At 64.4% G+C, this 19,720-nt stretch carries 22 protein-coding genes and 1 tRNA gene; 18 read left to right on the top strand and 5 right to left on the bottom strand.

Annotation, left to right across the window (positions count from 1 at the left end; all coding sequences use genetic code 11):
• Positions 1–424 precede the first annotated feature (424 nt).
• The 16 genes from ACA097_RS05980 (at position 425) to ACA097_RS05905 (ending at position 12,748) form a co-directional block, all read left to right on the top strand.
• Positions 425–691, top strand: coding sequence for an FmdB family zinc ribbon protein (locus ACA097_RS05980; protein ID WP_160286096.1), 267 nt, complete (start codon positions 425–427; stop codon positions 689–691).
• A gap of 43 nt (positions 692–734) precedes the next feature.
• Positions 735–2,513 (top strand): aspartate--tRNA ligase, encoded by a 1,779-nt coding sequence (aspS, locus tag ACA097_RS05975; protein ID WP_156957999.1) that lies wholly within the window; start codon positions 735–737, stop codon positions 2,511–2,513.
• A gap of 67 nt (positions 2,514–2,580) precedes the next feature.
• Complete coding sequence (locus ACA097_RS05970; RefSeq protein WP_043250164.1) at positions 2,581–3,327, top strand: YebC/PmpR family DNA-binding transcriptional regulator; 747 nt, start codon at positions 2,581–2,583, stop codon at positions 3,325–3,327.
• An 84-nt stretch (positions 3,328–3,411) separates the two neighbouring features.
• On the top strand, positions 3,412–3,936 hold the full coding sequence (gene ruvC, locus ACA097_RS05965; protein ID WP_043250166.1) for a crossover junction endodeoxyribonuclease RuvC: 525 nt from the start codon (positions 3,412–3,414) through the stop codon (positions 3,934–3,936).
• Positions 3,937–3,962: 26 nt separating this feature from the next.
• Complete coding sequence (ruvA, locus tag ACA097_RS05960; protein WP_043250168.1) at positions 3,963–4,568, top strand: Holliday junction branch migration protein RuvA; 606 nt, start codon at positions 3,963–3,965, stop codon at positions 4,566–4,568.
• Between the two features lie 10 nt (positions 4,569–4,578).
• Entirely contained in the window at positions 4,579–5,640 is a 1,062-nt protein-coding gene (gene ruvB / locus ACA097_RS05955) for a Holliday junction branch migration DNA helicase RuvB (RefSeq protein WP_371369107.1), read from the top strand.
• Between the two features lie 52 nt (positions 5,641–5,692).
• Positions 5,693–6,139 (top strand): tol-pal system-associated acyl-CoA thioesterase, encoded by a 447-nt coding sequence (gene ybgC, locus ACA097_RS05950; protein WP_043250172.1) that lies wholly within the window; start codon positions 5,693–5,695, stop codon positions 6,137–6,139.
• Position 6,140: 1 nt separating this feature from the next.
• On the top strand, positions 6,141–6,836 hold the full coding sequence (gene tolQ, locus ACA097_RS05945; protein ID WP_043250175.1) for a protein TolQ: 696 nt from the start codon (positions 6,141–6,143) through the stop codon (positions 6,834–6,836).
• 20 nt (positions 6,837–6,856) lie between these two features.
• Positions 6,857–7,321, top strand: a complete 465-nt coding sequence (gene tolR, locus ACA097_RS05940) for a protein TolR (protein ID WP_043250177.1) — start codon at positions 6,857–6,859, stop codon at positions 7,319–7,321.
• The gene (tolA, locus tag ACA097_RS05935; protein WP_167333388.1) at positions 7,315–8,367 is read left to right on the top strand and encodes a cell envelope integrity protein TolA; all 1,053 of its coding nucleotides are present in this window, start codon (positions 7,315–7,317) and stop codon (positions 8,365–8,367) included. Before tolR ends, tolA begins: the two co-directional genes overlap by 7 nt.
• Positions 8,364–9,665, top strand: coding sequence for a Tol-Pal system beta propeller repeat protein TolB (gene tolB / locus ACA097_RS05930; protein WP_043250181.1), 1,302 nt, complete (start codon positions 8,364–8,366; stop codon positions 9,663–9,665). Before tolA ends, tolB begins: the two co-directional genes overlap by 4 nt.
• A 52-nt stretch (positions 9,666–9,717) precedes the next feature.
• A complete protein-coding gene (gene pal, locus ACA097_RS05925; protein WP_371369103.1) occupies positions 9,718–10,221 on the top strand; it encodes a peptidoglycan-associated lipoprotein Pal in 504 nt (167 codons plus the stop codon).
• Between the two features lie 6 nt (positions 10,222–10,227).
• Positions 10,228–11,067, top strand: coding sequence for a tol-pal system protein YbgF (gene ybgF / locus ACA097_RS05920; RefSeq protein WP_371369101.1), 840 nt, complete (start codon positions 10,228–10,230; stop codon positions 11,065–11,067).
• Positions 11,068–11,266: 199 nt separating this feature from the next.
• Positions 11,267–11,914: a 7-carboxy-7-deazaguanine synthase QueE gene (gene queE / locus ACA097_RS05915; protein ID WP_160286099.1), complete on the top strand. Its 648-nt coding sequence runs from the start codon at positions 11,267–11,269 to the stop codon at positions 11,912–11,914.
• 24 nt (positions 11,915–11,938) lie between these two features.
• Positions 11,939–12,613 carry a 7-cyano-7-deazaguanine synthase QueC gene (queC, locus tag ACA097_RS05910; RefSeq protein ID WP_371369099.1) on the top strand — a complete coding sequence of 225 codons (675 nt, stop codon included), beginning with the start codon at positions 11,939–11,941 and terminating at the stop codon, positions 12,611–12,613.
• Between the two features lie 59 nt (positions 12,614–12,672).
• A tRNA-Lys gene (locus ACA097_RS05905) sits at positions 12,673–12,748 on the top strand.
• Positions 12,749–12,773: 25 nt separating this feature from the next.
• On the opposite strand, the gene ACA097_RS05900 is transcribed toward ACA097_RS05905, so the two are convergent.
• Entirely contained in the window at positions 12,774–13,079 is a 306-nt protein-coding gene (locus ACA097_RS05900) for a hypothetical protein (RefSeq protein WP_043250191.1), read from the bottom strand.
• A gap of 266 nt (positions 13,080–13,345) precedes the next feature.
• Between ACA097_RS05900 and nadA the strand changes: the two genes are divergently transcribed.
• Entirely contained in the window at positions 13,346–14,404 is a 1,059-nt protein-coding gene (gene nadA, locus ACA097_RS05895; protein ID WP_371369097.1) for a quinolinate synthase NadA, read from the top strand.
• 156 nt (positions 14,405–14,560) lie between these two features.
• On the opposite strand, the gene ACA097_RS05890 is transcribed toward nadA, so the two are convergent.
• From ACA097_RS05890 to ACA097_RS05875, 4 genes are read right to left on the bottom strand one after another with little or no spacing between them, the layout of a single operon-like run.
• Entirely contained in the window at positions 14,561–16,078 is a 1,518-nt protein-coding gene (locus ACA097_RS05890; protein WP_371369095.1) for a tripartite tricarboxylate transporter permease, read from the bottom strand.
• A 10-nt stretch (positions 16,079–16,088) separates the two neighbouring features.
• Positions 16,089–16,556, bottom strand: a complete 468-nt coding sequence (locus ACA097_RS05885) for a tripartite tricarboxylate transporter TctB family protein (RefSeq protein WP_371369093.1) — start codon at positions 16,554–16,556, stop codon at positions 16,089–16,091.
• Positions 16,557–16,573: 17 nt separating this feature from the next.
• The gene (locus ACA097_RS05880) at positions 16,574–17,554 is read right to left on the bottom strand and encodes a tripartite tricarboxylate transporter substrate binding protein (RefSeq protein ID WP_043250201.1); all 981 of its coding nucleotides are present in this window, start codon (positions 17,552–17,554) and stop codon (positions 16,574–16,576) included.
• A 28-nt stretch (positions 17,555–17,582) separates the two neighbouring features.
• Positions 17,583–18,863 carry an OprD family porin gene (locus ACA097_RS05875; protein WP_371369091.1) on the bottom strand — a complete coding sequence of 427 codons (1,281 nt, stop codon included), beginning with the start codon at positions 18,861–18,863 and terminating at the stop codon, positions 17,583–17,585.
• Between the two features lie 182 nt (positions 18,864–19,045).
• Between ACA097_RS05875 and ACA097_RS05870 the strand changes: the two genes are divergently transcribed.
• The gene (locus ACA097_RS05870; RefSeq protein ID WP_371369087.1) at positions 19,046–19,717 is read left to right on the top strand and encodes a response regulator; all 672 of its coding nucleotides are present in this window, start codon (positions 19,046–19,048) and stop codon (positions 19,715–19,717) included.
• Positions 19,718–19,720: the final 3 nt, after the last annotated feature.

Below are 19,720 nucleotides of genomic sequence, written 5' to 3'. Positions count from 1 at the left end.
ATCCGGGACGATGAAAATGGATCGATCGTAAGTCGCAGGCCTATGCGCAGGGCGCACGGCGGGTATTTAACAGCAATCCGGTAACCTTCTCAAATCAAGCGCTTAGCGCGCCCGGTGGGTGGTGCGGGGGGCTGTTGCAGGGTGGAACTCGAGCGTGTCGGGTCAATGGGTGGCCCCGTTTGTCTGCAGGAAGGCTGTGATCGCGACGATCTTCATGTCCTGCACGACACCCTCCGATCTCTCCCGGACGTTCTGTGATCCTTCCTTATATAGGAGGGCGCTGTGCCGTGACGAAGAGTGTCTGCGTTTGCCTGGCCTGCGGCGTTCGGGGGCGGCTGCAAGGTGCGGTTTTTTCAGGCTATAATCCGCGCCTTTGCCGCGGGATGCGGGCCCGCGGCCAATGAGTCCGAGCCAGGGTATCCCGATGCCGATTTATGAATATCAGTGCCGCTCCTGCAGCCATCAGCTGGAAGCGATCCAGAAATTCAGCGATGCACCGCTGGTCGATTGTCCGGCCTGCAGTGCACCTGAATTGAAGAAGATGTTGTCCGCGCCGGGTTTCCGCCTGGGCGGCGGCGGCTGGTACGAAACCGATTTCAAGACGGGTGCCAGGAAGAACCTGGCAAGTGCCGACGCCCCGGCCTGTCCCGCCACGGGATGCGGCTCCGGCGCCTGTGCCGCCGGCGAATGAACGGCTCCACCGAATCCAAGACTTGCGAGAAGCGAAACACACCATGATGCGCAGCCACTATTGCGGCCAGTTGAACGAGAGCCTGGACGGCCAGGTAGTCACTCTTTGCGGTTGGGTTCATCGTCGCCGCGACCACGGCGGGGTGATCTTCCTCGACGTGCGTGATCGCGAGGGCCTGGCCCAGGTGGTGTTCGACCCGGATCGCGTCGAGACCTTTGCCAAGGCCGACCGCGTGCGCAGCGAGTACGTGGTGAAGATCACCGGCAAGGTGCGCCTGCGCCCTGAAGGCGCGCGCAATGCCAACATGGCTTCCGGCGCCATTGAAGTGCTGGGTCACGAGCTGGAAGTGCTGAACCAGGCCGAAACCCCGCCGTTCCCGCTGGACGAATACTCCGACGTGGGCGAGGAAACCCGCCTGCGCTACCGCTTCATCGACCTGCGTCGCCCGGAAATGGCCGCCAAGCTGAAGCTGCGCGCGCGCATCACCAGCAGCATCCGCCGCTACCTCGACGAAAACGGCTTCCTCGACGTCGAAACCCCGATCCTCGGTCGTCCGACTCCGGAAGGCGCGCGTGACTACCTGGTGCCGAGCCGCACCTACCCGGGTCACTTCTTCGCCCTGCCGCAGTCGCCGCAGCTGTTCAAGCAGTTGCTGATGGTTGCCGGCTTCGATCGCTACTACCAGATCGCCAAGTGCTTCCGCGACGAAGACCTGCGTGCCGACCGCCAGCCGGAATTCACCCAGATCGACATCGAGACCAGCTTCCTCGACGAAGACGACATCATCGCCATCACCGAGAAGATGGTTCGCCAGCTGTTCAAGGAAGTGCTGAACGTCGAGTTCGACGAATTCCCGCACATGCCGTTCGAAGAGGCCATGCGCCGCTACGGTTCGGACAAGCCAGACCTGCGTATCCCGCTGGAGCTGGTGGATGTCGCCGACCAACTGAAGGAAGTGGAATTCAAGGTCTTCTCCGGTCCGGCCAACGATCCGAAGGGCCGCGTTGCCGCCCTGCGCGTACCGGGCGCCGCCTCCATGCCGCGTAGCCAGATCGACGACTACACCAAGTTCGTCGGCATCTACGGCGCCAAGGGCCTGGCTTACATCAAGGTCAACGAGCGCGCCAAGGGCGTCGAAGGCCTGCAGTCGCCGATCGTCAAGTTCATCCCCGAGGCCAACCTGAACGTGATCCTGGATCGCGTCGGTGCGGTCGATGGCGACATCGTGTTCTTCGGTGCCGACAAGGCCAAGGTCGTCTGCGACGCCCTGGGCGCACTGCGCATCAAGGTTGGTCATGACCTCAAGCTGCTCACCAAGGAGTGGGCGCCGATGTGGGTCGTGGACTTCCCGATGTTCGAAGAGAACGATGATGGCAGCCTGACCTCGCTGCACCACCCGTTCACCGCGCCCAAGTGCACCCCGGAAGAGCTGGAGGCCAATCCGGCCGGCAAGCTGTCTCGTGCCTACGACATGGTGCTCAACGGCACCGAACTGGGCGGCGGTTCCATCCGTATCCACGACAAGGCCATGCAGCAGGCGGTGTTCCGCGTGCTGGGTATTGACGATGCGGAGCAGGAAGAGAAGTTCGGCTTCCTCCTGGATGCCCTGAAATACGGCGCACCGCCGCACGGTGGCCTGGCCTTCGGCCTGGACCGTCTGGTGATGCTGATGACCGGCGCCGCTTCGATCCGCGAAGTCATCGCCTTCCCGAAAACCCAGAGCGCCGGCGACGTCATGACCCAGGCTCCGGGCACTGTGGATGGCAAGGCGCTGCGCGAATTGCACATCCGCCTGCGCGAGCAGCAGAAAGCCGCCGAGTAAACCGAAACGACCTGCGGCGGCACCGATGTCGGTGTCGCCCGCTGCACCAAGTGATACGGAGTGAGTTATGGCTGGTCATTCCAAATGGGCCAACATCAAGCACCGCAAGGAACGTCAGGACGCCAAGAAGGGCAAGATCTTCACCAAGCTGATTCGCGAGCTGACGGTGGCCGCCAAGCAGGGCGGCGGTAACCCGGCAGACAACCCGCGTTTGCGCCTGGCTGTGGATAAGGCGCTCACCGCGAACATGACCCGCGACACCATCGACCGCGCCATCGCTCGCGGCGTGGGCTCGAACGATGCGGACAACATGGAGGAACTGACCTACGAAGGTTACGCGCCGAGCGGCGTGGCAATCATCATCGAGGCCATGACCGACAACCGCAACCGCACCGCGGCAGAAGTGCGCCATGCCTTCAGCAAATGCGGCGGCAACCTGGGTACCGACGGCTCGGTGGCCTACATGTTCGACCGCAAGGGGCAGATCAGCTTCGCCCCCGGCGTCAATGAAGAAGCGTTGATGGAAGCGGCTCTGGAAGCCGGTGCCGATGACGTGGTGACCAACGACGACGGCTCGATCGATGTCTTCACCAGCTTCGCCGACTTCATTTCGGTCAACGAAGCGCTGAATAGCGCCGGCTTCAAGGGCGAGGAAGCCGAGATCTCGATGATCCCGTCGACTACCGCCACCCTGGACCTGGAAACCGCGCAGAAGGTGCTCAAGCTGATCGACATGCTCGAGGACCTGGACGACGTGCAGAACGTCTACTCCAACGCGGATATCCCTGACGAGGTGATGGCGCAGCTTGGCTGACGCCACCACCGACATCGGCCATGAGCCGGAAGCGGGGGAGGTCGCAATGCACGTCTCCCGCTTCCGGCTTTTAGCTTCCGGCATATGACGCTGATCCTAGGTATCGACCCCGGCTCGCGAATCACCGGCTTCGGCGTGGTGAGGGATACCGGCCGCGGCTGCGAATACGTCGCCTCCGGTTGCATCCGCACTGGCAGCGGTCCGTTGCACGAACGTCTGCAGATCGTCTTCCGTGGTGTGCGCGAGGTAATCCAGACGTACCAGCCGACCATGATGGGCATCGAACAGGTATTCATGGCCCGCAACGCGGATTCCGCTCTCAAGCTCGGTCAGGCGCGCGGCGCCGCGATAGTGGCGGCGGCGGAAGAGGGGCTGGAGATCGCCGAATACACCGCCAGCCAGGTCAAACAGGCTATCGCCGGCACTGGTGGGGCCGACAAGCAGCAAGTGATGCTGATGGTCATGCATTTGTTGAAGTTGACTCAGAAGCCGCAGATCGACGCCTCGGATGCCCTGGCCATCGCCCTGTGTCATGCCCACACCCGGCAGAGCCTGGTGCCCCATGGCCTGGCGACGGCGCGCCGCCGAGGCGGGCGTCTGCGCCTGTGATTCCACTTAATTAAGGACGCTTAGTCTTGATCGGACGCTTGCGTGGCACCCTGGCGGAAAAACAACCGCCGCACCTGATCCTCGACGTGAACGGCGTCGGCTATGAGCTGGAGGTCCCGATGACCACGCTCTACCGTCTGCCGTCGCTGGGCGAGCCCGTGACGCTGCACACCCATCTGGTGGTGCGCGAAGACGCCCATCTGCTTTATGGTTTCGCCGAGAAGCGCGAGCGCGAGCTGTTCCGCGAGCTGATCCGCCTCAATGGCGTGGGCCCCAAGCTGGCGCTGGCCCTGATGTCGGGTCTGGAAGTCGACGAACTGGTGCGCTGCGTGCAAGCGCAGGATACTTCCACCCTGGTGAAGATCCCGGGAGTCGGCAAGAAGACCGCCGAGCGCCTGCTGGTCGAACTGAAGGACCGTTTCAAGGCCTGGGAAAACATCCCGTCGATCGCTCCGCTGGTCACGGAACCGAAGCTGGTTGCGGCAGTCTCAAGCGCCGAAGCCGATGCCGTCAGCGCACTGATTGCCCTGGGCTTCAAGCCGCAAGAGGCGAGTCGCGCGGTGGCTGCTATTGAGGAAAAAGGGTTGTCCAGCGAAGAACTCATCCGCCGCTCGCTCAAGGGCATGGTCTAGGTAGTCGTCGATGATCGAAACCGATCGCCTGATATCCGCCGCCGCCGGCACGCGCGAGCGCGAAGAGCAGATCGACCGCGCGATCCGCCCGCTGAGCCTTTCCGACTATATCGGCCAGCCCGTCGTGCGCGAACAGATGGAGCTGTTCATCAGCGCCGCCAGAGGCCGCAAGGAGGCCCTCGATCATACGCTGATCTTCGGTCCGCCCGGCCTGGGCAAGACCACCCTGGCGAACATCATCGCCCAGGAGATGGGCGTGGCGATCAAGAGCACCTCCGGCCCGGTACTGGAGCGTCCGGGCGACCTGGCCGCGCTGTTGACCAATCTGGAACCCGGTGACGTGCTCTTCGTCGACGAGATTCACCGCCTTTCGCCCATCGTCGAGGAAGTACTGTACCCGGCGATGGAAGACTTCCAGCTGGACATCATGATCGGCGAAGGACCGGCGGCACGTTCGATCAAGCTCGATCTGCCGCCTTTCACCCTGGTCGGTGCAACTACCCGAGCCGGCATGCTTACCAACCCGCTGCGCGACCGTTTCGGCATCGTGCAGCGCCTGGAGTTCTACGGTGTCGACGACCTGGCGACCATTGTCGCTCGCTCGGCCGGCATCCTCGGTCTGGACATGGATCCGGCTGGCGCCTTCGAAGTCGCTCGTCGGGCCCGTGGCACGCCGCGTATCGCAAACCGCCTGCTGCGCCGGGTACGTGATTTCGCCGAAGTGCGGGGGAGCGGGGCGATCAGTCGCGAGGTCGCCGACAAGGCGCTCAATCTGCTGGATGTCGATGAGCGTGGTTTCGACCATCAGGACCGACGCCTGCTGCTGACCATGATCGACAAGTTCGACGGTGGGCCGGTGGGGCTGGACAACATCGCCGCCGCGATCGGTGAAGAAAAACATACGATCGAGGACGTGCTGGAGCCCTATTTGATCCAGCAAGGCTATATCATGCGCACGCCGCGAGGACGGGTCGTTACCCGGCATGCGTATCTGCATTTCGGCCTGAAGTTGCCGAAACGAATGGGCGAAGGGGCAATCCCGGATCTTTTCTCGCCTGAAGATGGTAATTAATTGCATTTGTGGCTGATTGCCGATTGGCAAAGCCCTGACTTGGTTCTAGAGTATGCGCGCGCAACACGGGGGGCAGCCGTTCGAGCATCGTTTTCGGGTTTATTACGAGGACACCGATGCGGGCGGAATCGTCTACTACGTCAACTACCTCAAATTCATGGAGCGGGCTCGCACCGAGCGGCTGCGCGCGTTGGGTTTTGCCCAATCGCAGCTGGCGGGGGAGAACCTGCTTTTCGTCGTGCATTCCGCCGAGGCGCGTTATCACGCGCCGGCACGCCTGGACGACGAGCTGATCGTCAGCGCTGAAGTCGAGGAGTTGAACCGGGCGAGCCTGCGCTTCCGTCAACAGGTTCGTCGAGCGACGGATGGGGCCCTGCTCTGTGAGGGCCGCTTCCTGGTGGCGTGCGTGCGGGGCGATACCCTCAAGCCGCGCGCCATCCCCGAAGTGTTGCGTGCGGCATTTGCCGGCACTCCGGATACCCAATTAGCAGGAGATTAACGTGGAACCGAACGTCGTCGACCATACCTCCATGTGGAGCCTGATCAGCAACGCCAGTCTGGTGGTGCAGCTGGTCATGCTGACCCTGGTGGCCGCCTCGGTCACTTCTTGGATCATGATTTTCCAGCGCAGCAACATGATGCGCTCGGCCAAGAAAGCCCTGGATGGCTTCGAAGAGCGCTTCTGGTCGGGCATCGACCTGTCCAAGCTGTATCGCCAGGCGGGCAGCAACCCGGACCCGGATTCGGGCGTAGAGCAGATCTTCCGCGCCGGCTTCAAGGAATTCTCGCGCCTGCGCCAGCAGTCCGGCGTAGACCCGGATGCGGTGATGGAAGGTGTCGCCCGTGCCATGCGCGTGGCCATCTCCCGTGAAGAAGAGAAGCTCGAAACCAGCTTGCCGTTCCTCGCCACCGTGGGCTCTACCAGCCCTTACGTCGGCCTGTTCGGCACCGTGTGGGGCATCATGAACTCGTTCCGCGGCCTGGCTGCCGTGCAGCAGGCCACCCTGGCCACCGTTGCCCCTGGCATCGCCGAGGCGCTCATTGCAACCGCTATCGGTCTGTTCGCCGCAATTCCGGCGGTCATTGCCTACAACCGCTTCGCCGCTCGCGCGGAACTGCTGATCGGCCGCTACTACACCTTCGCCGACGAGTTCCAGGCCATCCTGCACCGCAAAGTGCACACCAGCGACGATTGACGACCTGGAGGTAAGCCGAAATGGCAAGAGTTCGTCACAAACGCAAGCCGGTCGCGGAAATGAACGTGGTGCCCTACATCGACGTGATGTTGGTGCTCCTGGTGATTTTCATGGTGACCGCGCCGATGCTGAACCAGGGGGTCAAGGTCGACCTGCCCAAGGTTTCCAGCGAAGTGCTCCCGCAGGACAACGATTCGCGGGTGCTGACCATTTCCATCAAGGCCGACAAGACCTACTACTGGAACATGGGCTCGGAGGTCGATCCGGATCAGGGCAAGACCAGCAAGTCCGCGGTTTCCCTGGATGAACTGGTAAGGGCCGCGACCGCCATCATGGCCGAGAACAGCAGCCAGGGTAAGAAAGTGCAGGTCTTCGTACGCGGCGACAAAGCCGTCGACTACGGTGCGGTCATGGCCGTCATGGGCGGCCTGCAGAAGGCCGGTGTAGGCAATGTCGGGCTGATTACCGAGGCGCCCGGATCTTGAAGCAACTCGAACGCTCCCCATCGGAAAGCTACTTCTGGCCAGCTGTACTGGCCGTGGCGCTGCACGTCCTGATTTTCGCGATGCTGTTCGTCAGCTGGGCGATGACGCCCGAGCTGCCGCCGGCGCGTCCCATCGTGCAGGCTACTCTCTATCAGCTCAAATCGAAGAGTCAGGCTACCCAGCAGACCAACCAGAAGATCGCCGGGGAAGCGAAGAAGACCTCTGCCAAGCAGTACGAAGTCGAACAGCTGGAGCAAAAGAAGGTCGAGCAGGAAGCCGTAGCCGCCAAAGCGGCGGAACAAAAGAAAGCCGACGAGGCTCGAAAGGCAGCGGAAGCGGAAAAAGCCGAAGAGGCGGCCAAGGCCGCCGAGGCGAAGAAAGCCGCCGACGCCGCGAAAAAGGCTGCCGAAGCCAAGGCCGCTGCCGAGAAGCAGCAGGCCGACATCGCCAAGAAGAAGGCGGAGGAAGAGGCTAAGAAGGAAGCCGCCGAGGAGGCCAAGAAACAGGCCGCCGAGGACGCGAAGAAGAAGGCTGCCGAAGAAGCCAAGAAGCAGGCCGAGGAAAAGGCCAAAAAGCTCGCTGCAGCGAAGGAGGCCGAGAAGAAGGCCGCCGCCGACGCCGCGAAGAAGAAGGCTGCTGCCCAGCAGGCAGCGAAGAAGGCTCAGGAAGACAAGAAGGCGCAGGCACTGGCCGAACTGCTGTCCGACGACACGCAGCGGCAGCAGGCGCTTGCCGACGAACAGGGCAACGAAGTGGCAGGCAACTTCGACGACCTGATCCGCTCCCGGGTATCCGAGGGCTGGTCGCGTCCGCCATCGGCCCGTAACGGCATGAGTGTTATCGTGCAGATCAACATGCTGCCCGATGGCACCATCACCAATGCGAGCGTCGCCCGCTCCAGCGGCGACAAGGCATTCGACAGTTCCGCGGTGAATGCCGTGAAGAACGTCGGTCGTATCACCGAAATGCAGGGCCTGAGTCCGAAGGACTTCAATCCCTACCGTTCATTCAAGATGACCTTCACGCCTGAGGACCTCACGCTGTGATCAAGATTTTCAGAGGATTGCTGGTCGCCCTGCTCTGCGTAGCAGGTGTCGCGCTGGCTGATGAGAAGAACATTCTGGTGACCAGCGGTTCCGACCGCGCGGTACCGATTGCCGTGGTGCCCTTCGGCTGGCAGGGCGGTAATGTCCTGCCCGACGACATGGCCAACATCATCGGCAACGACCTGCGCAACTCCGGCTACTTCGAGCCGATCCCGCGACAGAACATGATCAGCCAGCCGGCCCAGGCCAGCGAAGTCATCTACCGTGACTGGCAGGCCCTCGGCGCCCAGTACGTGGTGATCGGCAGCATCGTCCCGGCCGGTGGCCGCCTGCAGGTGCAGTACGCGATGTTCAACGTCGCCACCCAGCAGCAGATCCTCACCGGCAGCGTTGGCGGCAGCACCGAGCAGCTGCGCGACATGTCGCACTTCATCGCCGACCAGGCTTTCGAGAAGCTCACCGGCATCAAGGGCGCCTTCTCCACCCGCCTGCTGTACGTCACTGCCGAGCGCTTCTCCGCGGACAACACCCGCTACACCCTGCAGCGTTCCGACTATGACGGTGCTCGCCCGGTGACCCTGCTGCAGTCGCGCGAGCCGATCCTCTCGCCGCGCTTCTCGCCGGATGGCCGCCGCATCGCCTACGTCTCCTTCGAGCAGAAGCGTCCGCGCATCTTCATGCAGTACGTGGATACCGGTCGCCGCGAGCAACTGACCAACTTCGAAGGCCTGAACGGCGCGCCGGCGTTCTCCCCGGACGGCAACCGCCTGGCCATGGTGCTGTCGCGCGACGGCAATCCGGAGATCTACGTGATGGACCTGGGGTCGCGCCAACTGCGCCGCCTGACCAACAACGCGGCGATCGACACCGAACCCTTCTGGGGCAAGGACGGTTCGACCCTGTACTTCACTTCGGATCGTGGCGGAAAACCGCAGATCTACAAGATGAACGTGAACAGCGGGGCGACCGACCGGGTGACCTTTACTGGCAACTACAACGCCAACCCGAAACTTTCGGCGGATGAGAAGACCCTCGTGATGGTGCACCGTCAGGACGGTTTCACCAACTTCCAGATCGCGGCCCAGGACCTTCAGCGCGGCAGTCTGCGCGTGCTTTCCAACACCACGCTGGACGATTCGCCCACTGTCGCGCCCAATGGCACGATGCTAATATACGCCACCCGCCAGCAGGACCGGGGCGTGTTGATGCTCGTTTCCATCAACGGACGTGTTCGGTTACCGCTACCCACCGCTCAGGGCGACGTGCGCGAGCCATCCTGGTCCCCTTACCTGAACTGACGGCTGTCAACTTTTTATACTTATTACACTGGGGTTCATTAGGAGTTACATGATGGAAATGCTGAAATTCGGCAAATTTGCTGCTCTGGCTCTGGCCATGGCCGTCGCTGTTGGTTGCTCCTCGAAGGGCAGCAACGCCTCCGGTCAAGGCGCCAACGGCGTTGACCCGAACGCTGGCTACGGCGCCAACAGCGGTGCCGTTGACGGCAGCCTGAGCGACGAAGCCGCTCTGCGTGCAATCACCACCTTCTACTTCGAGTACGACAGCTCCGACCTGAAGCCGGAAGCCATGCGCGCTCTGGACGTTCACGCCAAAGACCTGAAAGGCAGCGGCCAGCACGTTGTCCTGGAAGGCCACACCGACGAACGCGGTACCCGCGAGTACAACATGGCTCTGGGTGAGCGTCGTGCCAAGGCCGTTCAGCGCTACCTGGTTCTGCAGGGCGTGTCCCCGGCTCAACTGGAACTGGTTTCCTACGGTAAAGAGCGTCCGGTTGCTACCGGCCACGACGAACAGTCCTGGGCTCAGAACCGTCGCGTTGAGCTGAAGAAGTAAGACCCTATGCGCCTGCGATTTCTGACCTTGATGGTCTGCGGCCTGCCGCTGATGGCGGCTGCCGCGGTTCCGGTATCGGATGGTAACGATGGCGGCTACGCCAGCGCTCCGCCCGCGGGTTATGGCACCGCAGGTGCTGATGGCGCTTACGCTGGAAACGGAGCGGCCGCGGCCGCTCCGGTTTCCGGGCAAGCCCAGCTGTTCCTGCAGCTGCAGCAGATGCAGGACGAGCTGTCCCGCCTGCGTGGCACCCTGGAAGAACAGCAGAACCAGATCCAGCAGCTGAAGCAGGAAAGCCTCGAGCGTTATCAGGACCTCGACCGCCGCATTTCCTCCGCTCCGGCAGCACAGAATCCTTCCACCGACGGCAGCGCTGCCGCCGGTGCGGGCGCAGCGGCAGGTGCCGCCGCAGCCCAACAGCAGCAAGCGGCCCCGGCTCAACAGGCCGCGGGTGGCGAAGCGGGCGATCCGGCGAAAGAGAAGCTCTACTACGACGCTGCTTTCGACCTGATCAAGGCCAAGGACTTCGACAAGGCCAGCCAGGCCTTCGGCGCCTTCCTGCGCAAGTACCCGAGCAGCCAGTACGCCGGCAATGCCCAGTACTGGCTCGGCGAAGTGAACCTCGCCAAGGGCGATCTGCAGGGCGCCGGCCAGGCGTTCGCCAAGGTTAGCCAGTCCTATCCGGGCAGCCCGAAAGTGCCGGATTCGCTGTACAAGCTCGCCGACGTCGAGCGTCGTCTGGGCAACAACGACAAGGCCCGCGGCATCCTCCAGCAGGTGGTTGCCCAGTATCCGGGCAGCTCCGCCGCCCAGTTGGCCCAGCGCGATCTGAAGAGCCTCAAGTAAGGCCCTTCTGCCGCCCGCCGAAAACCCGCGCTCGTCGCGGGTTTTTTCGTTAGAATCGGCACCCCTCGGAAGGCGCTCGCGGTTTCAGCTCGGCTGATGTCCGCTCGCTCCGGGTGTATCGAACGCCGCCTTCGGCGCGTTCCCTCCTTCAACGCAACGGAGGCGGATGGCCTGTTCAGCCGTCACGCCCGTGGCAGATATGCAACAAACCCTGCGAATCACCGAGATCTTCTACTCGTTGCAGGGGGAAGCGCGCACGGTCGGCCTGCCGACGGTGTTCGTCCGCCTGACCGGCTGTCCCCTGCGCTGCCAGTACTGCGACTCCGCCTATGCCTTCAGCGGCGGCGAGATCCAGTCCCTCGACGCCATCCTCGAAACGGTCGCCAGCTACCGGCCGCGCTACGTCTGTGTCACCGGTGGCGAGCCACTGGCCCAGCCGAACTGCATTCCACTGCTGCAGCGCCTGTGCGACGCCGGCTATTCGGTTTCGCTGGAGACGAGCGGGGCGCTGGACATTTCCGCCGTCGATCCGCGCGTGAGCCGAGTCCTCGATCTAAAGACCCCCGGCTCCGACGAAGTCGCGCGCAACCGCTACGAGAACATCGGCCTGCTGACGGCCAACGACCAGGTGAAGTTCGTCCTCTGTTCGCGGGAGGACTACGATTGGGCGGTATCCAAGCTGATCGAGTACCGCCTGGACGAGCGCGCCGGCGAGGTGCTGTTCTCGCCGAGTCATCACCAGTTGGCGCCGCGCGATCTGGCCGACTGGATAGTCGCCGACAATTTGCCTGTGCGCTTCCAGATGCAGTTGCACAAAGTCCTCTGGAACGACGAACCGGGCCGCTGAGGCGCCGACGCTAAGGGTATTCACATGACTCAGAAGAAAGCCGTCATCCTGCTTTCCGGCGGGCTCGACTCCGCCACCGTGGTGGCCATGGCCAAGGCAGAGGGCTACAGCTGCTACACCATGAGCTTCGACTACGGCCAGCGCCATCGCGCCGAACTCCAGGCTGCCGAGCGCGTCGCCCGGCAACTGGGCGTGGTCGAGCACAAGGTCATCGGCCTCAACCTCAACGGTATCGGTGGCTCGGCACTGACCGACAGCAGCATCGATGTACCCGAAGCGCCCAGCGAAGGCATTCCGGTGACCTACGTGCCGGCACGTAACACCGTGTTCCTCTCCCTGGCCCTGGGCTGGGCGGAAGTGCTGGGGGCGCGGGACATCTTCATCGGCGTCAACGCGGTGGATTATTCGGGCTATCCGGATTGCCGCCCGGAGTTCGTCGAGGCCTTCGAGCGCATGGCCAACCTGGCGACCAAGGCAGGCGTGGAGGGCGACGGTTTCCGCATCCAGGCGCCGCTGCAGTACCTGTCCAAGGCGCAGATCATCCAGGCGGGCCTCGCGCGCGGCGTGGATTACGCACTGACGGTGAGCTGCTATCAGGCTGACGATGAGGGTCGTGCTTGCGGCAAATGCGACAGCTGCCGCCTGCGCGCCGAAGGCTTTGCCGCGGCGGGTGTTCAGGACCCAACGAAGTATTTCTGAAATTATTTTCGAAGGGGTGTTGTTTTTACGTTAGAAATCAGTATTATACGCCTCGCGTTGGGTCGTTAGCTCAGTCGGTAGAGCAGTTGGCTTTTAACCAATTGGTCGTAGGTTCGAATCCTACACGACCCACCAAATCGCAAAGCTCCGTGATCTCTGGTCACGGGGCTTTTTCTTTGCGCGCGGAAAAAGGCATTGGTTGAGCCCGCCTGCCCAGTGTGCGCGGCGTGATCCACAGGATGCCGCCCCCTCGTTCACGACAGCCCGGGCCGCTGCCGGTGCGCTCAGGCCGTTGCTCGGTGCACAGCCGAGCCTGACGCGAGAGAAGTGTTCGAGGGCCGGCGCTGGCGGCAACCTGGGCAGCGCTCATGTCGGGCTGCTGAAGGAAGTTGTGGGCTCGCGCCAGGCGCTGTTCGGCCCAATCGGCGACGGAACTGCTGTGCTTGATCTGTTCGACGGATTGCATGGCTGGTCTCCTCCAGGCGCTGCCCCGCTGCCCCGCTGCCCCGCTGCCCCGCTGTTCGGTCGGGGGCTTGCTTGGGAGCCTGTCTGGGGGAAGGCACCAGGTCGCTATTGATGGAAAGCGACCACTTCACCGGTTGAATCGATCAAAGGCGGCGCCCGCCGGAGCCTTGCCACCCGGCGGCTTTGCCCGCATGATCGCGCGCTTCCTTTCGTGGCGAGGTAAAATCGCCCTCCTAGGTAGTCGTACCCTGCAGGTGCAGTCCAAACATGACCCAGATATCCGAACGCCTCCTGGTCCAGGCCCATCTCGCCGCCAAGCAGCCCCGCGTGCTCAGCGCCCAGGAAGAGGCCGAGCTGAAGGCGGCCATCGCCGCCGAGCTGAAGGCGCAGAACGCCGTCCTGGTGGCGCACTACTATTGTGACCCGGTGATCCAGGCGCTGGCCGAGGAAACCGGCGGCTGTGTCTCCGACTCGCTGGAGATGGCCCGCTTCGGTAACCAGCATTCGGCGCAGACCGTGGTGGTCGCCGGCGTGCGCTTCATGGGCGAGACGGCGAAGATCCTCAACCCCGAGAAACGCGTGCTGATGCCGACCCTCGAGGCCACCTGCTCGCTCGACCTGGGCTGCCCGATCGAAGAGTTCTCGGCCTTCTGCGACCAGCATCCCGAGCGCACCGTGGTGGTCTACGCGAACACCTCGGCAGCGGTTAAGGCGCGTGCCGACTGGGTGGTGACCTCCAGCTGCGCGGTGGAGATCGTCGAGCACCTGATGGACAACGGCGAGCCGATCCTCTGGGCGCCCGACCAGCACCTGGGCCGCTACATCCAGCGCGAAACCGGCGCCGACATGCTTCTCTGGGACGGTGCTTGCATCGTCCACGAGGAGTTCAAGGCCAAGCAGCTGGAAGACCTCAAGGCGATCTACCCGGACGCCGCGATCCTGGTCCACCCGGAGTCGCCCGAGGCGGTGGTCGAGCTGGCTGATGCCGTGGGCTCCACCAGCCAACTGATCAAGGCTGCGCAGACCCTGCCGAACAAGCGCTTCATCGTCGCCACCGACCGCGGCATCTTCTACAAGATGCAGCAGCTGTGCCCGGACAAGGAGTTCATCGAAGCCCCCACCGCCGGCAACGGCGCGGCCTGCCGCAGCTGCGCGCACTGCCCGTGGATGGCCATGAACACGCTGGAGCGCACCCTGGCCTGCCTGAAGGAAGGCAGCGGCGAAATCTTCGTCGACCCGGCATTGATCCCCAAGGCGATCAAGCCGCTCAAGCGCATGCTCGACTTCACCCAGGCCGCGCGCCTGAAGGTCACCGGCAACGCCTGACCGTTGCTGCGCGAGTACGAAGAAGCCCGGCCGATGCCGGGCTTTTTCATTTCCTGTAGGAGCGAGGACGCTGATCGCCGGGCAAAAAAAGAGACCCGCGCGGGGCGGGTCTGAAAGTCGCCATGCCGGAGCGTGGCGAGCGTGGTTGTGGCGGACTCAGGCGCTGGCCGGCTGGGCCGCGCTGCGAGCCATGCGCTTGCGCCAGGCGCGATAGAACGGCAGGGCCAGCATCAGCGCCACCAGGGCCCAGGTGCCGATGGCGATGGGGCTGGACCAGAGGATGCTCATCTCGCCGTTGGAGATTGACAGCGCGCGGCGCAGGTTCTGCTCCATCAGGCCGCCGAGGATGAAGCCCAGCAGCAGCGGCGAGAGCGGGAAGTCGAGCTTGCGCAGCAGGTAGCCGAGGATGCCGATGGCGACCATGAGGAACAGATCGAAGGTGGTCGCATGCACCGCATAAACGCCGATGGCGGTGATGATCGCGATGCCCGGCACCAGCGCCCAGTTCGGCACCGAGAGGATGCGGGTGAACACGCGGACCATCGGCACGTTGAGGATGATCAGCATGACGTTGGCGACGAACAGCGAGGCGATCAGACCCCAGACGATGTTCGGCTGTTCCTGGAACAGCAGCGGGCCGGGGGTGATGTTGTACAGGCTCAGCGCGCCGATCATCACTGCGGTGGTGCCGGAGCCGGGCACGCCGAGGGTCAGCATCGGCACCAGGGCGCCGCAGGCCGCGCCGCCGATAGCAGTTTCCGGAGCGGCCAGGCCGCGCAGGTCGCCCTGGCCGAACTTGCCCTTGTCACCGGCCAGGCGCTTCTCGGTCATGTAGGCCACGGCGCTGGCCAGGGTCGCGCCGGCGCCGGGCAGCACGCCCATGATGAAGCCGAGCACGCCGCAGCGCAGGTTGATGACGAATACCGAGGTCGCTTCCTTGAGGTTGAACAGCATGCGCCCGCTGGCTTCAACCGCCTTGTGGCCGTGGTGGGTCTTCTCCAGCAGCAGGAGGATCTCGCTGACCGAGAACAGGCCCAGCACCAGCACCACGAACTGGATACCGTCGGCGACGTGGATGCTGTCGAAGGTGAAGCGGTACACGCCGCTGTTGGCGTCGATGCCGACGCTCGACAGGAACAGCCCGAGCAGCGCTGCGAGCAGGGTCTTCAGCGGCCGGTCGCCGGCCAGTCCGCCGAGCGCGACTATGGCGAAGACCATCAGCACGAAGTACTCCGCAGGCCCGAAGGCGATCGCCCAGTTCGCCAGGAGCGGGGCGAACAGCACCATGCCGCAGGTGGCGATGAAGGCACCGATGAACGAGCTCCATGCCGACAGCGACAGCGCCACGCCGGCCAGCCCTTGGCGCGCCATGGGGTAGCCGTCGAGCGTGGTCATCACGGTGGAGGCTTCGCCGGGGATGTTCAGCAGGATCGACGAGATTCGCCCGCCGTATTCGCAGCCCAGGTAGACCGCAGCCAGCAGGATCAGCGCCGACTCCGGTGGCAGGCCGAGGGCGAAGGCCACCGGGATCAGCAGGGCGACGCCGTTGATCGGGCCGAGGCCGGGGAGCAGGCCGACCACGGTGCCGATCAGGGTGCCGGCCAGGGCGGTGGCCAGGTTGTATGGGGTCAGGGCGACTTCGAAGCCCTGGCCGAGGTAGTTCAGGGTATCCATGGCGAATTCCTCAGAAGGGCAGGGCGTCGAGCACGCCGCGCGGCAGCGGCACGTCCAGGGCGTGGTCGAAGAGCAGGAACAGGCCGACGGCCAGCAGGCTGCAGGTAATCACGCTGTGGGCCGGGCGTCCGCCATAGAGCAGGGCGATGAAGCTGCCGACCAGGGCGCTGGAGAGGATGAAGCCCAGGGGTTCGAAGAGCCCGGCGTAGACCAGCAGCAGGGCGACGCAGGCGACCACCTTGCGCAGCAGCGCGCCTTCCAGCGGCGCTTCGTCGTCCTCCCGCGCGGGAGCCGGGCGCAGGATCAGCCAGGCCAGGCCGATCACCATCAGGCCCAGGCAGAGCAGGGGGTAGGCGCGCGGGCCCACCGGTTCGTAGGAGAAGGCGGCCTGGTAGTGCCAGGCCTCCATGGCCAGGCCGAGACAGGCCAGCAGCCAGGCGCCGGCGAACAGGCGCTGGGGCAGCGAATGAGCGTGCATGGGCGAGTCCTCGCGGCTTACTGGATGAGGCCGAATTCCTGGGCCAGTTGGCGGTAGTGCGTGACCTGCTGCTTCACGTAGCTATCCAGTTCTGGGCCGGTCATGGCGAAGGGGAAGAGCTCCCGCTGGTCGCGCAGCTTGGCGAAGTCCTCGGATGCCAGCAGCTTGTCGAAGGAGGCCTTCCAGAACTGGTAGTCCTCGTCGCTGACCTTCGGCCCGACGTAGAAACCACGCACCACCGGCCAGACGATATCGAAGCCCTGCTCCTTGGCCGTGGGGATGTCGGTCATGCCTTCGTCCTTCAGGCGTTCCTCGGAGAACACTGCGAGCATGCGCATCTTGCCGGCGCGGATGTGCGGCATGGAGTCGGAGATATCCGTGCTGCCGACCTGGATATGCCCGCCAAGCAGCGCCGTGGCGATCTCGCCACCGCCTTCCAGCGCGACGTAGCGCAGCTGCTTCGGATCGATGCCGGCGGCCTTGGCCAGCAGCGCGGTCTGCATCCAGTCCTGGCTGCCGACAGTGCCGCCGGAGCCGATCACCACCTTGCTCGGGTCGGCCTTGAGCGCGGCGACCAGGTCGGCGAGGTTCTTGTACGGTGAGTCGGCACGCACGGCGATGGCGCCATAGCTGGTGCCGATGGCGGCGAGCCACTTAACCGCGTTCTCGTCGTAGCGGCCGAACTTGCCCTGGGCGAGGTTCAGCAGCGAGCCGCTGGAAAAGGCGGTGATGGCGTTGCCGTCGGCCGGGCGCTGGGCGACCACGGCGTTGTAGGCGACGGCGCCGACGCCGCCGGGCATGTAGGTCACGCGCATGGGGCTGGCCAGCATCTTCTGTTCGAGCAGGGCGCTCTGCGCCAGCTTGCAGGTCAGGTCGAAGCCGCCGCCGGGCGCCGCCGGGGCGATGCATTCCGGACGCTTGGGTTCGGCCAGGGCGACACTGCTGGCGAGCAGGGCGCCGGCGGCGAGCAGCAGGGGAAGGGTGCGGAGTTTGGTCATTTTCGGAGGCCTCGTTCTTGTTGTTGGTTTACCAGATCGCCACGGAGTAGGTCAGGTAGATGCGGGTTTCATCGGCGTCACGGGTGAAGTTGGAGCGGTAGGTCGCATTGCGTACGCGTACGCCGAAGTCCTTCAACGGGCCGCTCTGCACGACGTACTTGAGGTCGGTGTTGCGCTCCCATTCGCGGCCTTCGCCGCTGCGCCCGTTGATCTCGGCGTTGTCGCCCTTCACGTAGCGGTTCATCAGGCTCAGCCCGGGCAGGCCGAAGGCGGCGAAGTCGAAGTCGTGGCGCAGTTGCCAGGAGCGCTCGTGGGCGTCGGCGAAGTCGCCGATCTGCACGAAGTTCACCAGGTAGGGGTTGCTGCCATCGATGTAGGGGAAGGCGCTGTCGCCATCCATCTGCTGCCAGGCGGCGCTGAACTTCTGCGCGCCTATGGCGTAGCCGAGCATGCCGTTGAAGGCGCGGTTGTCGATGCGTCCGCCTCGGGCGGAGCCGTCGTCGTCGCTGATGGCCAGGCGCAGGTCGGCGCTGAACTTGCCGTCGCCGAGCTTGTGGCTGGCCAGCAGGCCGACGAAGTGCTGGCGGTAGACCTCGTCCAGTTCGGCGTAGTGATAGCGGCCGGTGAGGCTGTCGTTGAACTTGTAGTCGCCGCCTGCGAGGTCGTAATGCTCGCCGGCCACGGTGCCGAGGAAGCGCTTGTTCTTGTTGTTCAGCGCCAGGTCCTGGAAGTCTGTGGAGTCGCGGTCCTTGGCCTTCTCCAGGCGTCCGCCGGTGAAGTCCAGGCCGGGCAGGTCGCGCGACTCCAGCAGGCCGCCCTCGAAGGTCTGTGGGAACAGCCGGCTGTCGTTGGGCTGCAGAGTGGGCAGGTCGGGGATCAGGCTGCCGAGCTTGAGCTCGCTTTTCGACACCTTGAACTTCGCGGTCAGCCCGAGCTTGCTGTACTCGTCGGCGGCGCGGCCGTCGTCGTGGGTCGGCAGCAGGCCGGTGCCGGTGCGTTCGGGGCTGGAATCGAGCTTCAGGCCGAGCATGCCCAGGGCGTCGAGGCCGATGCCGACGGTGCCGTCGGTGTAGCCGGACTGATAGTCGAGGATGAAGCCTTGTGCCCACTCTTCGCGCTTGGACTGGCCGGCGCCGTCGCGGAAGTCGCGGTTGAAGTAGATGTTCTGGGCTTGCAGCTTGAGGCTGCTGTCTTCGATGAAGCCACTGGCGTTGGCTTCGCCAGCCAGGCCGCCGAGGGCGAGGGCGGCGGGAATCAGGCGGAAATAAGCGGGAACGGCTGTGCGCTCAGGCTGCTGGGCAGTCAGCATCGGTGGTCTCCATTTCTTGTTCTTGTCGCGGAGGCGCCACGCCGCCTTCCGAATCGGGGACGATCTACGTCGTCTGCCGGCGATCCTAGCGCCGCTGCCTTTCACCAGGCTTTCAGCCATTCACAGGCGCCCACGGACGAGTAAACTGCGCGGTCATCCCATCCCGAGCGAGGACTACCGCGGTGCGCATTCTGCTGGTCGAAGACCATCCCCAGCTCGGCGAGAGCGTGCAGCAGGCCCTCAAGGGCGCCGGCTGGACGGTGGACCTGTTGCGCGACGGCATTGCCGCCGACCTGGCGCTGGCCAGCGAGGAATACGCCCTGGCAATCCTCGACGTCGGCCTGCCGCGCCTGGACGGCTTCGAGGTGCTGGCGCGCCTGCGCGGGCGCGGCAAGACCCTGCCGGTGCTGATGCTGACCGCGCGCGGCGAAGTGAAGGACCGCGTGCACGGGCTCAATCTCGGGGCCGACGATTACCTGGCCAAGCCATTCGAGTTGAGCGAGCTGGAGGCGCGGGTGAAGGCACTGCTGCGGCGTAGCGTGCTCGGCGGCGAGCAGCAGCAGAGTTGCGGCAACCTTGTCTACGACCTGGGGGCGCGGCGTTTCTCCCTGGGCGGCGAGGGGCTGACCCTGACCTCCCGCGAGCAGGCCGTGCTGGAGGCCCTGATCGCCCGGCCCGGTCGGGTGATGAGCAAGGAGCAACTGGCGGCCCAGGTATTTGGCCTGGACCAGGAGGCCAGCGCCGACGCCATCGAAATCTACGTGCACCGCCTGCGCAAGAAGCTCGAAGGCAGCGGCGTGCGCATCGTCACCTTCCGCGGGCTGGGCTACCTGCTCGAGGCCCTGGATGCCTGAGGC

Source organism: Pseudomonas sp. QL9, assembly GCF_041409665.1.
Classification (GTDB): Bacteria; Pseudomonadota; Gammaproteobacteria; order Pseudomonadales; family Pseudomonadaceae; genus Pseudomonas; species Pseudomonas knackmussii.
Note: the sequence above shows the minus strand (reverse complement) of the source record. Positions and strands in the feature narration are given on the sequence as shown.